14 protein-coding genes and 2 pseudogenes are annotated in these 13,153 nt (G+C 40.8%); 8 read left to right on the forward strand and 8 right to left on the reverse strand.

Going from position 1 to position 13,153, the window contains the following annotated elements; translation table 11 throughout:
- The first annotated feature begins 31 nt into the window (after positions 1-31).
- Entirely contained in the window at positions 32-226 is a 195-nt protein-coding gene (locus tag F897_RS02195) for a DUF3565 domain-containing protein (RefSeq protein ID WP_005232702.1), read from the forward strand.
- A 122-nt stretch (positions 227-348) separates the two neighbouring features.
- Here F897_RS02195 and F897_RS02200 read toward each other — a convergent pair whose 3' ends face one another.
- Positions 349-660, reverse strand: a complete 312-nt coding sequence (locus tag F897_RS02200) for a hypothetical protein (RefSeq protein ID WP_004781472.1) — start codon at positions 658-660, stop codon at positions 349-351.
- A gap of 254 nt (positions 661-914) precedes the next feature.
- Here F897_RS02200 and F897_RS02205 point away from each other — a divergent pair, with 254 nt between their 5' ends.
- Entirely contained in the window at positions 915-1,661 is a 747-nt protein-coding gene (locus F897_RS02205) for an IS5 family transposase (protein ID WP_005232703.1), read from the forward strand.
- Between the two features lie 338 nt (positions 1,662-1,999).
- Here F897_RS02205 and pyrE read toward each other — a convergent pair whose 3' ends face one another.
- Positions 2,000-2,650, reverse strand: coding sequence for an orotate phosphoribosyltransferase (gene pyrE / locus F897_RS02210; RefSeq protein ID WP_005232704.1), 651 nt, complete (start codon positions 2,648-2,650; stop codon positions 2,000-2,002).
- Positions 2,651-2,691: 41 nt separating this feature from the next.
- On the opposite strand from pyrE, the gene F897_RS02215 reads away from it, so the two are divergent.
- Positions 2,692-3,510, forward strand: coding sequence for an exodeoxyribonuclease III (locus tag F897_RS02215; RefSeq protein WP_005232705.1), 819 nt, complete (start codon positions 2,692-2,694; stop codon positions 3,508-3,510).
- Positions 3,511-3,984: 474 nt separating this feature from the next.
- Positions 3,985-4,335 (forward strand): Spx/MgsR family RNA polymerase-binding regulatory protein, encoded by a 351-nt coding sequence (locus tag F897_RS02220; RefSeq protein ID WP_005232706.1) that lies wholly within the window; start codon positions 3,985-3,987, stop codon positions 4,333-4,335.
- Positions 4,336-4,420: 85 nt separating this feature from the next.
- On the opposite strand, the gene F897_RS02225 is transcribed toward F897_RS02220, so the two are convergent.
- A complete protein-coding gene (locus F897_RS02225; protein WP_004781465.1) occupies positions 4,421-4,858 on the reverse strand; it encodes a DUF2147 domain-containing protein in 438 nt (145 codons plus the stop codon).
- 155 nt (positions 4,859-5,013) lie between these two features.
- Between F897_RS02225 and F897_RS02230 the strand changes: the two genes are divergently transcribed.
- Positions 5,014-5,925: an alpha/beta hydrolase gene (locus tag F897_RS02230; RefSeq protein ID WP_005232708.1), complete on the forward strand. Its 912-nt coding sequence runs from the start codon at positions 5,014-5,016 to the stop codon at positions 5,923-5,925.
- Between the two features lie 71 nt (positions 5,926-5,996).
- On the opposite strand, the gene F897_RS02235 is transcribed toward F897_RS02230, so the two are convergent.
- Complete coding sequence (locus tag F897_RS02235) at positions 5,997-6,566, reverse strand: FMN-dependent NADH-azoreductase (RefSeq protein ID WP_005232710.1); 570 nt, start codon at positions 6,564-6,566, stop codon at positions 5,997-5,999.
- Between the two features lie 267 nt (positions 6,567-6,833).
- On the opposite strand from F897_RS02235, the pseudogene F897_RS02245 reads away from it, so the two are divergent.
- Positions 6,834-8,023: pseudogene (locus tag F897_RS02245) on the forward strand (GGDEF domain-containing protein).
- Positions 8,024-8,078: 55 nt separating this feature from the next.
- Here the strand turns inward: F897_RS02245 and dsbD are convergent.
- From dsbD to F897_RS02265, 4 genes are all read right to left on the reverse strand, one after another.
- Positions 8,079-9,923: a protein-disulfide reductase DsbD gene (gene dsbD / locus F897_RS02250; protein ID WP_004781456.1), complete on the reverse strand. Its 1,845-nt coding sequence runs from the start codon at positions 9,921-9,923 to the stop codon at positions 8,079-8,081.
- 17 nt (positions 9,924-9,940) lie between these two features.
- The gene (locus F897_RS02255; RefSeq protein WP_005232720.1) at positions 9,941-10,708 is read right to left on the reverse strand and encodes a transporter; all 768 of its coding nucleotides are present in this window, start codon (positions 10,706-10,708) and stop codon (positions 9,941-9,943) included.
- 24 nt (positions 10,709-10,732) lie between these two features.
- Complete coding sequence (locus F897_RS02260; protein ID WP_004781453.1) at positions 10,733-11,275, reverse strand: ankyrin repeat domain-containing protein; 543 nt, start codon at positions 11,273-11,275, stop codon at positions 10,733-10,735.
- A 128-nt stretch (positions 11,276-11,403) separates the two neighbouring features.
- On the reverse strand, positions 11,404-11,772 hold the full coding sequence (locus tag F897_RS02265; RefSeq protein ID WP_005232722.1) for an HPF/RaiA family ribosome-associated protein: 369 nt from the start codon (positions 11,770-11,772) through the stop codon (positions 11,404-11,406).
- Positions 11,773-12,013: 241 nt separating this feature from the next.
- Between F897_RS02265 and F897_RS17660 the strand changes: the two genes are divergently transcribed.
- The gene (locus tag F897_RS17660; protein ID WP_155757201.1) at positions 12,014-12,157 is read left to right on the forward strand and encodes a hypothetical protein; all 144 of its coding nucleotides are present in this window, start codon (positions 12,014-12,016) and stop codon (positions 12,155-12,157) included.
- 62 nt (positions 12,158-12,219) lie between these two features.
- Positions 12,220-13,040, forward strand: a pseudogene (locus F897_RS16845) (IS5 family transposase).
- Positions 13,041-13,153 lie beyond the last annotated feature (113 nt).

Consider the following 13,153-nt stretch of genomic DNA (forward strand, 5'->3'; position numbering starts at 1 on the left):
TTAAAGACTTTAATCAACAAGAGCATTTATCATGCAGCAGGCAATTGTCGGCTTTCATCTGGATGAAGAAAATCATTGGGTCGCTGAACTGACCTGTGGTCATGGTCAGCATGTGCGGCATGATCCACCTTGGCAAAACCGTCCTTGGGTCATGACCGAACAAGGCCGTAAAGAAAAACTGGGCGTCTTATTGGACTGCAAAAAATGTGAAATACACGAAGATTAATATCTTCTAAATCAAATCAGTATATATACTCACCCTGAGTATTTTATCTTGATATAAAATTGATTAAAAACCTGAATAAAAAATAATAATACCTTGTTTGAAAATGCATCTAATTTTATAATTTAACGATTATTTTTCGAAATCATGGTTCCCAGCATAATAATAAAGGTACTGACCCCACCAATCAGTAAACTCATCAGGGCAATTTCCAAGGTGATTTTATGATGCCAGCTCTGATCAGGAATCCAAGGCAAATGCAAATTTTCCCCAAAGATAAAGTTAATAGTACATATAATCAGAAAACCAATTGTTGTAGAGATTAGTAAAGTCACCACTAGGTTTTTCCACATCTTGTAGCCCACTAGCATGACAATAATGGCTAAACCTACCACCATTATAATCGATACAAATAAAACACTGTTCCAGTAATCCATTCCTAACACTCTTATTTTAAATTAATTAAAATTATGAAATTCTTATAATTAATTACTTAATGTTTATTTTAATATAGACGGATTACAATTTGTAAACAATGATCATAACTATCTTATTCATTTTATTTGTAAAGAGGCTTTATGAGGTTTAATTCATGCTTTAATGAGTTTCTTTTAGGGTGTGTTGACACTTTTAGCTTAAAAAATAGCGAAGTAGTAAAATCAAATCGCCAAACCCAATTTTACTATTCGCTATGCCTCGTACCATGCTGACAGATCAACACTGGCAAAAGTTGAAAACTATTTTGCGTAATTTATCTATTCATCACAACTCAAACTTACGTAATTTTATTGAAGCTATTCTCTATAGAATTAGAACAGGCTGTCCGTGGCGAGATATTCCTTCCTATTTCGGTCAATCAAACTCTATTTTCAAACGTTTTAATCGTTGGTCAAGCAGTGGTAAGTTGCTTAGATTATTCAAATTATTAGCATCATGCCCCGATATGGAGTGGATTTTTATTGATGGCTCTCACGTACGTGCTCATCAACATTCTGCCGGTATAGCGAATCAATCCATTTCTAAAAGTGTAGGAGGAAACTCCTCAAAAATATATTTGATTGTTGATGCAAATGGCAATCCTGTTGATTTCATGATTACCGATGGAACCACACATGACGTCAAAGTTGCACCTGATTTAATATCAACATTAGACTTAAAAGAGACAAAAGTGGTCTGCGCAGATAAAGGCTACGATTCAGAACCACTGCGTGAACAGATCAGAAAAACAGGGACAAAAGCGAATATACCAAAGAAAATAAATAGCCAATCGAACAATGATCATATGGACTGGTATTTATATAAAATCAGGCATTTAGTTGAAAATATGTTTTGTAGATTAAAGCAGTTTAGAGGAATAGCTACTCGATATGACAAGCTCAAAAGAAATTATCAAAGTGCTGTTGCCTTAGCCTGTATATTTTTATGGCTACCTTTATAGGTTTAATTATGAACAGTAAATGTCAACAGACCCTAAAAATATTGTTCTTTTTGATAGAAAAATTTTGATCAAGATTTATATATTAGACTTCTTGCGTTAGTCAAAATTTAAACAGCCCAAAGCTACATTTTTATAAGGTTTTAGCCAATTCAAAAATTAGGTAAAACGATACTTTCGCAAGAGGTCTAATATAACTTATCGAATTTAAAGTTTATCTAGATCAAAATTTCTATCTTATTATTTCTTTCAAATACAGTCGCCTGAACAGAATTTTTCTTCCCATAAAAAGTAAAGCCTTAGATTACTAAGACTTTACTTTTTATCTGGTGAATCAGGTCTTAGATTCCGTATTTCACACGATAAGCTTCCATCTTCGCCAATGCATCATTATCGCCTTTTGCATCTAGGTAATTCATTAAATCTTTCATGGTAATCAGTGCATGTACTGGGATTTCTAGTTCTTTTTGCACTTCCTGAATGGCGGATAATTCACCTTGGCCTTTTTCCTGACGGTCAAGAGCAACCAGTACACCTGCAATTTGTGCACCAGCATTTTTCAGGATAGTGACCACTTCACGAATCGCAGTACCAGCTGTGATCACATCATCAATGATCCAGACTTTTTTCCCTTCCACTGAAGCACCTACCAGCACACCACCTTCACCGTGATCTTTGGCTTCTTTACGGTTAAAGCCCCACGGCACGCTTACGCCATGATTTTGAGACAGTGCCACTGCTGTAGCTGCTACAAAAGGAATGCCTTTGTATGCTGGTCCAAAAATCACTTCAACATTGTCACATCCAGTTAATTTTGCAGCATAGCCAGAAGCCAGTAATGACAAGGCTTCACCGTCATTGAGCAAGCCAGCATTAAAAAAATAAGGACTCACACGTCCTGATTTTAAAGTAAACTCACCAAATTTAAGCACACCACGTGATAATGCGAGTTCGATAAAAGCTTGCGGGTTAAAATGAGCTGGCGTTGACATGAGGTGCTCCTAAATCCATTAATTAAGGGTAAGACTTGCGCATGATACCAAAGAGTAGCTATCCAGGTGATCAAAAAATTCTTCGTGTCGTTTCAATTAATGTCAACGGTTTACGTTCCTCTGTCAGCAAGGGCTTGCTAGAGTGGATCGAACAGTCTGATGCCGATGTGATCTGCATGCAGGAAAGCCGGATTACCCATGCGCAGTGGACTGACAAATTCAAGCCTGAAGGCTGGTATACTCACCTGTTCCCTGCCGAGCGTCCAGGTTATGCCGGTACAGCGATTTACAGCCGTCTGCCTTTTGTTTCGATTACCGATGGGCTGGGTTTTGAACTAGCTGATTCTCAAGGCCGTTTTATCTCGGCAGAATTTGACTTGGGTCTGGAAAAAACAGCGCATATCTGTTCCCTGTATTTACCTTCAGGTTCTTCGGGCGATGAAGCGCAGGCACGTAAAGATCACTTTCTGGAAGAATATGCAAAAATCCTGAAACAGTGGCGCGATGAAAATAAATCGGTGATTGTCTGCGGTGACTATAATATTGTGCATAAACGTATTGATATTAAAAACTGGTCGGGCAACCAGAAAGCCTCGGGCTGTTTACCGCACGAACGTGCCTGGCTAGATCATATCTACGATGAACTCGGTTACGTGGATACTTTCCGTGAAGTCCGCAAAGAAGCCGAATTATACTCCTGGTGGTCAAACCGTGGACAAGCACGCGCCAAGAACGTGGGCTGGCGGATTGACTATCAGGCCTGTTCCCCGGACTGGAAAGACCGTACTGTAAATGCCTGGGTCTATAGAGATGAATGGTTTAGTGACCATGCACCCGTAATTATTGACTATAAAATCTAAAACTGACCTAAAGATTGAGTGAACATTTGTTCACTCAATTAAGGCTTATCTCTTACATGACATGACGTATTTTTTGGGTTTATCTCAATGTAATAACATAGCATTATAGCGCTACGGCACAAGGACATGTCAGGACGACAACATAAGGACAGGACGCCGTAGGAAGAAAATAAAACAAACTATCAGATTTAGTTTGTTTTGCATGGATGTGACATTGGACGTTGGATCGAGACCCGCATGATCAGGATGATTAAATGCGGGTTTTCTCTTTCTATCATTCCCAAATTTTTATTTTTCTTATTATTTAGATTGTTCTTTTTCTTGCTGCTCATATTAAAGCTGCTTGATGTCATTTTGATGACATGACTTTTCTGCTATTTAAAATTTTTTCCTTTTTTTCATTTGCTTTTGCATGGTCTGCTGCTGCCAATTTGGTTAAGCTAGTTCATGATTTAAATTTTTTAGATGGCAGCTATGTTAAAAATTTACGGAATTAAAAATTGTAGTTCGATGAAGAAAGCCTTTGATCTGCTGACTGAGCAAGGTCTGAGTTATGAATTTCATGATTATAAAAAACAGGGCATCGATGCAGAAACCATCAAAACCTGGCTGGATGCCTTGGGTCAGGATGTAGTCCTGAATAAGAAAGGCACTACCTGGCGTAAACTTACTACTGAAGAGCAGGAAAATGCGCTTGCCAATGAAAATAATCTGATTACCACTTTAACTACTCATACCAGCTTAATCAAACGTCCGGTATTACAGACCGCAACTGGTTTTATCGCTGGTTTTGACGAAGCCGCTTATCGGGAGTTAAAAGACTAATCGTTCGATAAATGGGAAGAATAAAAAAAGCCTGACAGAGGTCAGGCTTTTTTTATGGTAGTTTTTAGAGAACGGTTCTGATCCATTATTTGGCACGAATCCAGGTCTGGTTACGACCTAAAGCAGACACGCCGATATAACCGCGTAGCTCAAGCTTCTTACCACCATCTGTCAGGTTGCCTTTCAATTTGTAAGTTTTACCAGATTTTGGATCTAGGATCGAACCACTGTCATAGCTGGTTCCGCCTGTATTTTTCAGGCCTTTCACAATCGTCAAACCTTTCAGCGATTTATTGTGATACGGACCTTCACATTTTGTACAAGCATTTTCTTCACCCGGTGTTAATACCGATTGGATGCTTGCAGATAATGTCCCATTTTTTTGCTCAGTAAATTTTACTATAGCCTTTGGTTGCTTGGTTTCGTCGTCAATCGTTTTCCAAACGGTACCATTTAAAGGATCTGCAGCATTGGCCAGCGCAGATAAGCCGAGTAGTCCTAACATTAGCGTAATTTTTTTCATTTTTCTTCATTTCCCTAGTCTGAGATAGACCGATGTAGTATTAAAAAGTCACAACATTTTTGCAATTTTTACCTGTGACTATTTAGTGTAACCTTGTAAATATTGTTGGTAAATAATCAACATAGTCAATAAAAGCAGAAAAAGATGGAAAGAAGATGAAGATGAGCCCCGTGACGAAACAATTAATTACAGAAAGTCTTTTAAAAGCGACCATCCGCGCGCCTAGTCGGTTCAATCTTCCTCCAAGCTCCTTACGGGTCGCACTGGAGCAGATGTGCAAGATTTTTCCGCAAGATAAATCCGTACAAATCCGTTCGCTCCGGCTGGCAGGTGTACATGCCGAGGAAATCAAACCACAGCAGGAATCCAGCCAGCTGATTTTCCATATTCATGGTGGTGCTTTTTATCTCGGTTCCTTAAATACCCATCGTGCCTTTATGACCCAGATTGCCGCTCGCACCCAGATGCAGGTACTGCATATTGATTATCCTCTGGCTCCTGAATCTGCTTATCCTGAACCTTTGGAGGCCCTATTTGATGTCTATAATCTGTTATTAGATCAGGGCATTCAGGCTAAGGATATTATTCTGTCCGGAGATTCGTGTGGTGCTAATCTGGCGTTGGCATTGGCACTCAAATTACAGCAGGAAGGCCTGCCCCAAGTGAGTGGGCTAATTCTACTTTCCCCTTTCCTTGATCTGACCCTGACCAGTGAATCACTACGCTATAATCAGAAACATGATGCCCTGCTGTCGATTGAAACCCTGAAAACCGGGATTCAGTATTATGTACCGAGTGCAATGGATCGTGGTGATCCAGAGATTTCCCCATTTTTTGCCGATCTCAGTGGTTTGCCGCCGATACATATACAGGTGGGATCTAAAGAGATTCTGCTGGATGATGCCACACGCTTCAAGGAAAAAGCGGAACAGGCGGGTGTCGAGGTTGAATTCAAGTTATATACCGGCATGTGGCATAATTTTCAGATGTTTAGTGCCTGGTTTGAAGAGGCCCGACAAGCGCTGGCGGATCTTTCGGAATTTGCCCATCGTCTAGATCAAGACTAGAAATTTAAAAGAAGCCATAAAAAAGGTCAGCGATTGCTGACCTTTTCTGTTCATTGATTATCTATCGCTTTTTAGATCTGGCTTACCTGCGCCATCGCAGTTTCAATTGCCTGCTTTTTCGCAGCATCGCCCATATTGACGCCTTCAGCACGAATCACGTGCACATCAGTTACGCCAGTAAAGTTAAATACAGTTTTCAGGAAAGCTTCCTGGAAATCGACTGGGCTTTGTTCGCCATAAACACCACCACGGCTACTGGCAATATAGACTTTCTTTTCACCTGCCAGACCCACTGGGCCATTTTCTGTATATTTAAAAGTACGCCCTGCCACACTAATGCGGTCAATCCAGGCTTTTAAGGTAGAAGGTAGGCCGAAGTTATACATAGCGGCCCCAACTACCACGATATCCGCCTGTAAGTACTGCTGTAAAATCTGTTCACCTAAAGCCGCCTGCTCAAGATTCTGACCCATCAAAATTTCAGCAGTTAAATGTGGAATCGGCTGTGCAGCCAAGTCCAGATATTCGAGCTCAACTGCTTCACCATGTTTCTGTTGAAGCTGTCCCACAATAGCTTGAGTCAACTGACGGGAAATAGAGGCATCACCTAAAATACTGGAATCGATCTGTAAAATTTTCATTGCTTAATTTGGTCCGTTCATTGTTCGGGAATAGACATAGCTTAATAAATTTTAAATAATGAAATAATGGGTTTAAATAAAACACTTCATTGCGTATTTAGAACAATAAATTCCCAACTTAATTTTTCTCCTTTTTTTTAATTTTTGATAAATATTACTGATTATCAATGAATTAATTTTATGTTGTATTTCTGTAAATAATTAAAGCAATATTTTTTTTCTATCTTTTAAAAACTTAGCAATAACAATAAAGGTCAGACCTGTTGTATGAAGCGAATGTCAGCAATATTACAAAAATTCCAGAATCATCGACTCAAGAAATATCTGATCGAAGATGAAGTAGTGATGAACTGGGGGATTTTGAAAAAGTGTATCCTGATGCTGGCACTTGGCTGTGGCATACATATAAGCTGGCTAAGTTGGGATCTGTTTGTCCTGTCACATCCACAATACTGGCAGCATGTCCATATTGACGTTGTTCGTTCCCAGGTTCACATGAATGGCCTGTTTTTACTGGCGCTGGTTCTTTTGATTTATCCCTGTTATAAATTTCAGGGCAATGCGCTAATAGAACGATATTTTCCCTATCTGGCAGTGGGTATCTTTGTGGTTTCCCTGTGTCGGGATGCGTATATCGTAGGCATGATTAGTCCGGAGCCACAATTGCCTATGTCTGCCTGATGACGGTAGGACTGGTCCTGTTTCACCGGAGACTGATCTATAGCATGCTGATTCCGGCCTCACTGTTTCTGGTGACTTGTGCCTATTTAAGCTTTAACCAACAACTGCCTTATTCACCACTCTTTAATATTCAGGACCAGTTTTTCCATAATAGCTTCTGGCTATTATCAATGCTGTATTTTATCCTGCCGATTCTTGCTGTCTGTATGATTTTATTTGAGATTTTACTCAGTCAATGGCGCTATCGTGAACAGCTGATTAACCATCTCAGCCAGATTGATCCCTTGACCAACTTGTTTAATCGCTGCAGCATTAATCAGTTTCTGGATCAGTTAAATAGTACTGCGACTTTTAACTATGCCCTGGTGCTGCTGGATCTGGATCATTTTAAAAAGATCAATGACTACTATGGACATCACAAGGGCGATGAAACACTGGTACAAGTCAGTGCGGTACTGAACCAGCAATTACGTGAAAGTGATGTGGTGGGCCGGTTCGGTGGTGAAGAATTTATTCTGGTCCTGAATAATTCCAGCCTGGAAAAAGCTCAGCAGGTTGCAGAGCGTTGCCGAAGCGCGATCCAGCAACTACAGATTTTTAGTGATGAAGGACAGTTAATTCCGGTGACTGCCAGCTTTGGTATTGCTATTTCAAAACCAGAATTACGCCCGCAGCAACTCCTGAGCCAGGCCGATCAGGCCCTTTATCAGGCCAAAGCCAATGGACGGAATCAGGTAAAATCTTATCTGGAACCTTTGAAAGTTCAACCAGCCTGATATTTTCGGCTTTATTCACTTTAAAGCATGTACCCGAAAAGCTTTAAAGTGAATGCTAGAGCTGCTCTAAACGCTGTAGCTGTGCCAACAATTCTGCTTCATTAAATGCGCCGGTCAAACGTAAGCTGCGAATCTCCTGCTGCTTAGTATCGAGAAATAAATAAGTCGGTGGTCCCAGAATTTCCCATCGGTTAAGTAAAGTCTGATGGGTAGTATCATACTGACTAAGATCAAGCTTGATCAGAAAATAAGGGGCTAAGGCCTGCTGAACAGCAGCTGCCTTTAATACTTTATGTTCAATCGGCTGACAGGCCACACACCAATCAGCATAGACATCAATAATGACCTTCTGCCCTTTCGGTACTGTAGCCAGTAACTGTTCAAATTCAGTAGCTGTTTTTGCTATATGCCAACTCGCCTGTTGTTGGGCAGTTTCAACAAAAAAGCGCTGACTATGTTGATACTGACTATATGTAATATAAGGCACGGCGATAGCCAAACAGATGATATAAAGCCAGCGCAGTCCGGTATTTTTCCAGAATAATCGTGCTAGAACATAGGCAACAAAGCTTAAGCCCAGCCCTAGCGACAGCCACTGCAATGCAGCTTCTGAAATCAACGGACGGATAAAATACAAGGCCAGAGCCAGCATGATGAAAGCAAAAAGCACTTTCACCTGATTCATCCAGTGCCCGGCTCGGGGTAGAATGCGTGCCCCCATAATACTGGCCAGCAGCAACGGGGTACCCATACCGAAACCTAAAGTAAATAGGAGCACTGCGCCTTGCCATTGGTTCTGGGTCTGGGAAATAAATAATAATGCACCGGCTAATGGTGCCGTCATACAAGGCCCGACCAGCAAGGCAGAAACAGATCCCATGACCGCAGCGCTGACCAGAGTTCCCCCTTGCTGCATCGCCTGAACCCGGTCCAGACGCTGTGTCAAACGCTGTGGCATTTTAATTTCAAACAGGCCAAACAGGTTGAGGGCAAATACCACAAATAGTGCACTAAATGCCATCAGGGTGGCAGGTTGCTGTAACCAGCGCTGAAAGTTGAGTCCGGCTGAAGACGCGATCAAGCCCAGTACCGCATAGACTGTGGCCATACTGCTTACAAAGCTTAGGGCAATCATCCAAGCCTTGATGCCTTTGCTATCACGAACAATCAGTGAAGTCAGAATTGGCAGCATCGGCAAAGAGCATGGCGTAAATGCCAGCAAAATGCCCAAGCCAAAAAACAATAGTAATCCATAAGCTAGCGAACTTTCAGCGAGACGTGCAGACCATTGCTGATCTTGTGCCGAGTCGCTGCTGGATCGTGTAGAAATGACTTCGACGATTTTGCTGTCTGTATTTCCTGATTCTAGATCATCAGCAGAATTTGCCATAATCCGGTTGTGTTGCGAGGAAGAGCTGCTTAGATCTAGTAACCTTTTATTACCCGAGCTAGTAGATTCAGATTGCACCAGACCGGATAAGTCAGTCTTGAATTCAATGGTTTGAGGAGGATAACAAAGCCTGTCTTTGGCACAGCCTTGCCAGCTGACCTGATAAGTTTGACCCGCCTGTGTCGGAATCTGAACTTTTAATTGCTGATAATAAACCTGGGTATGACCATAGTTTTCATCATATAGATCTTCAGCGGGTGGTAATTGCAAGGTCATCGGCTGACTTCCCTGCTTTAGCTCTACCTTATGCTGATAAAGATAATAGTTTTGCGGAATTTCCCAGCTAAGTTCAGCCTGTTGCTGAGTGACTGAACTGATACTCAGAGGGAAAGCCTGCTCAGGCGAAAGCAAAGGTGCTTCTGCCTGAGCAATATTGCTAAGCAACACTGTGCCCAATAAGACTGGAGAAAATACTTTTCTCCCGATCTTAAACCGTAGTACTTTGGTCATATCGAAATAAGAGCAGCTTAGAATAGGAACGATACGCCCAAGCCTGAGAAGTAACCTTTATTTTGACCTTCCAGATCCACCCCGACACTGGCATCAAGTTGTACCTGATCATTCAATGCATACATGACGCCAGTGCCTAGCGCATATTCATTATCCTGACTTTCGGCTTTGCGATAGATCAGTTCTGAATAACCTGACCAGCGATCAGCAATCTGATAGCCTAAAGTCGGAATCGCAGTAATCGCCCAGTTGCTATCCTGCCATTCATAACGCATGGTCAGTGCAGTATTCACCAAATCATTATATTGATAAGCAACTGCTGAGCTCAGACTGTAAATATCTTCTTCATTGCTAAAATTAGCATTACCTGTGGCAATAATGGCTTCAGCCATCAGCGCCATACTGAGTTTTTCATCATCCAGATCAATGGCTTTTTTCAGGCCAATACTGACATCGCCCAGGCCATCATCCTCTTCAGTCTGGCCATTGAACTTGGTTTGTGACCAAGCCGGACCGGCCCAGCCTAAACGTAATTCCAGATCATCAGTCAAACCGGTACGCAACAAGACATCGGCATTTAAAGTGGTTTGTTTCAGCTTGCTTCCATCCACAGTCGCTTCGCTATAAGAGAAACTCGGTAAACCCTGTTCCCAAGCTAACTGACCCACTGGAACTGTACTGGTGCCCAGACCTTCACCTGGTCGGTCAAACTCTACTGCTGCACAAAGCTGTGCACTCACACCCATCAGTGCCATCAAACCCAATATTCTTAAAGTTGTCTTCATCTTGCTGGAGCTCTTTCTTAAAATTTAATGTAATTCCTTGGTCATTTTTGCGCCATGACTACGCAATAATTCTAGGGTCTGTTTTTCTTCTTCCAGTGCTTCTGCCCAGTTAATTTCATCAAAATCACAATCAAAGAATAAATCACTAATCGATGACAGAATGGTTAATCCTTCTTCATCCTTGCTGTTTGGATTGACTTTTTCTTCTAATAGGCGCTGCACTGCAGGTACACAGGCTGCACTGGCCGCATCCCAAAGTGGGCCATAAACTTCTTCAGCATCCCAGAGATGCAAATTGACTTTGGCCTGGATCAGTGCTTCCAGAATCTGTAAATGTACGTCCAGACGTTGCTGTTTTTCTTCGGCAGTTAATGGACTACCCGCTTCATAAGCTTCGCACACTTCTTCCCACCATTTGAACAGACCATCCGACCAGATGGAAATGACTGGGCCTTTTTCCAGATCAATAAAATTCGGGTTAAGTCCATCTGCCAAAAGCTGTTTGACCTGACCCAGATTAAGTTCTTCGAGTGCTTGCACAAAAAGCTGTTGTTGCGCAGTTAACATGATGAAGCTCACTTCAAATTCGTTTTTCACTATTATGCCGAATAAAGCAGGATTTGTTTTGTTCTCATTCGTTTATTTTATCTAAAATTGAAAAAAGCCCCGTAGGGCCTTTTTCATCTGCGAATTATTTATTGTTCTAGATCTGTACCTGTATCTTCTTCCGCAAGTTTTAGCGGAGTGCTACGTACGTTATCTTTTTTCTCAATCACATGTTCCAGACTGCGTTTTAAACGGTCAATAGCACCATGAATGGCAGTATCAACATTATGACCATGATGGTTCACGACAATTGGCTTCAAGCCGGCAGGACGTGCTTCGATCATGCAGCGAATATCGTCATCGCCTCCTTTGGCGGCATTTTCATCGCTAAGATGCACTGAGAAATGGGTAATACGCTCACTGTGGCGCTGGAATTCCTGATTTAATTCGGTACGAACGTAAGTAATTAGACGATCACTATTGCGAATGTTTTTATCGGTACGGAGTTCAATGTTCATAAAATACCATCCTCAAATCATTTTAACTTTTTAGTGCAGAATTTTTATCTTGGCACGTGTATAGCTTGCTGTTTTATATTGCATTTCACATCTTCAAATCGCTTTGGATAAAACCCTCCAGATTGAATGATGAACACATTTTTGAGTCTGCAGAACCGTGTTCCTATTACTTCGAATATCGGTCCTCTGTTGAAAATATGCAAGTGATATTTTGATTTTTTTAGCAAAAGGACAACCGATCGTGACAACTGCTTACCGGATCATGATTGACCTTCCAGATTTGGGACAATCGAAATACTATTCACATGACTTTCCCAAAATTAAAGCAGTCTTTGCCCTGTTCATAGAGGATCTATGTCTTTACTTTAACCAGCTTCAAAATTGAGTTTCTATTCTTAAAATTAATAGACCTCTTGCGAAAGTAAAAACCACCTCAATATAAATTTCATGAGATATCAGAAATTAAATCGTTTTTCAGATTCTGAATTCAAACGCTTGGTTGGCGTACCTCGATAAGTTTTTACTGAAATGGTCGATGTTTTAGAAAAAGCAGAATCACTTAAAAAGAAATCAGGTCGTCCTCATACTTTAGCTATAGAGGATCAGTTGTTATTAACGCTCAATTACTTACGCAACTACAGCACTCAACTAGAATTGGCGGCATACTACCATATCGCTGAAAGTAATGTGAGTCGAACCATTAAAAAGGTTGAAGATGCTTTGATGAAATCGAGATGTTTTACTGCCAAAACGAAGTATTACCACAGCAGACGAACACTTTAACTGGGTCATTATTGATGCGACAGAATGTTCAATAGAACGCCCGAAAAAAAACCAGAATAAGTTCTACAGTGGTAAAAAGAAGAAACATACACTAAAAACCCAAGTGATTTATCATCCGCAGAGCAAACAAATCATAGGGATCGATGTATCAAATGGCAGTCAGCATGATATTAAACTGGCAAGAAAAACGGTTAAGAAGTTTAAACATTGTGAATATGTTCTGACGGATTTAGGGTACTATGGATTAGAACAAGAGGGATTTAAGTTATTGATGCCAATCAAGAAAAAGAAGAAGTTACCTTTATTTGATGCTGAGAAAAAGTACAATAAAATGCTTGGAAAAAATACGAGTTGTGATCGAACACATCAATAGTCAATTGAAAACATTTAGAATATTAAGTGAACGCCATCAAAATAGACGGAAAAGATTCGGTTTACGCATTAACTTAATTGCTGCACTCGTAAACCGGATAAACTTGCAATAATGACTTTCGCAAGAGATCTAATTTAAATATAAAAACTTAACTTCATTTAAATATCCTATAAACCTTCTTCTCCCAATATCTCAAATTATCATCAGCTCAAGACGATGAAATAT

It is taken from the genome of Acinetobacter variabilis (assembly GCF_000369625.1).
In the GTDB taxonomy this organism is placed as follows: Bacteria; Pseudomonadota; Gammaproteobacteria; order Pseudomonadales; family Moraxellaceae; genus Acinetobacter; species Acinetobacter variabilis.

What these genes read in the sequence shown, in the direction of transcription:
- F897_RS02195 (WP_005232702.1), top strand. Translation starts at nt 32, where the DNA reads ATGCAGCAGGCAATTGTCGGCTTTCATCTGGATGAAGAAAATCATTGG.
- F897_RS02200 (WP_004781472.1), bottom strand. Translation starts at nt 660, where the DNA reads ATGGATTACTGGAACAGTGTTTTATTTGTATCGATTATAATGGTGGTA.
- F897_RS02205 (WP_005232703.1), top strand. Translation starts at nt 915, where the DNA reads ATGCCTCGTACCATGCTGACAGATCAACACTGGCAAAAGTTGAAAACT.
- pyrE (WP_005232704.1), bottom strand. Translation starts at nt 2,650, where the DNA reads ATGTCAACGCCAGCTCATTTTAACCCGCAAGCTTTTATCGAACTCGCA.
- F897_RS02215 (WP_005232705.1), top strand. Translation starts at nt 2,692, where the DNA reads ATGATACCAAAGAGTAGCTATCCAGGTGATCAAAAAATTCTTCGTGTC.
- F897_RS02220 (WP_005232706.1), top strand. Translation starts at nt 3,985, where the DNA reads ATGTTAAAAATTTACGGAATTAAAAATTGTAGTTCGATGAAGAAAGCC.
- F897_RS02225 (WP_004781465.1), bottom strand. Translation starts at nt 4,858, where the DNA reads ATGAAAAAAATTACGCTAATGTTAGGACTACTCGGCTTATCTGCGCTG.
- F897_RS02230 (WP_005232708.1), top strand. Translation starts at nt 5,014, where the DNA reads ATGAAGATGAGCCCCGTGACGAAACAATTAATTACAGAAAGTCTTTTA.
- F897_RS02235 (WP_005232710.1), bottom strand. Translation starts at nt 6,566, where the DNA reads ATGAAAATTTTACAGATCGATTCCAGTATTTTAGGTGATGCCTCTATT.
- dsbD (WP_004781456.1), bottom strand. Translation starts at nt 9,923, where the DNA reads ATGACCAAAGTACTACGGTTTAAGATCGGGAGAAAAGTATTTTCTCCA.
- F897_RS02255 (WP_005232720.1), bottom strand. Translation starts at nt 10,708, where the DNA reads ATGAAGACAACTTTAAGAATATTGGGTTTGATGGCACTGATGGGTGTG.
- F897_RS02260 (WP_004781453.1), bottom strand. Translation starts at nt 11,275, where the DNA reads ATGTTAACTGCGCAACAACAGCTTTTTGTGCAAGCACTCGAAGAACTT.
- F897_RS02265 (WP_005232722.1), bottom strand. Translation starts at nt 11,772, where the DNA reads ATGAACATTGAACTCCGTACCGATAAAAACATTCGCAATAGTGATCGT.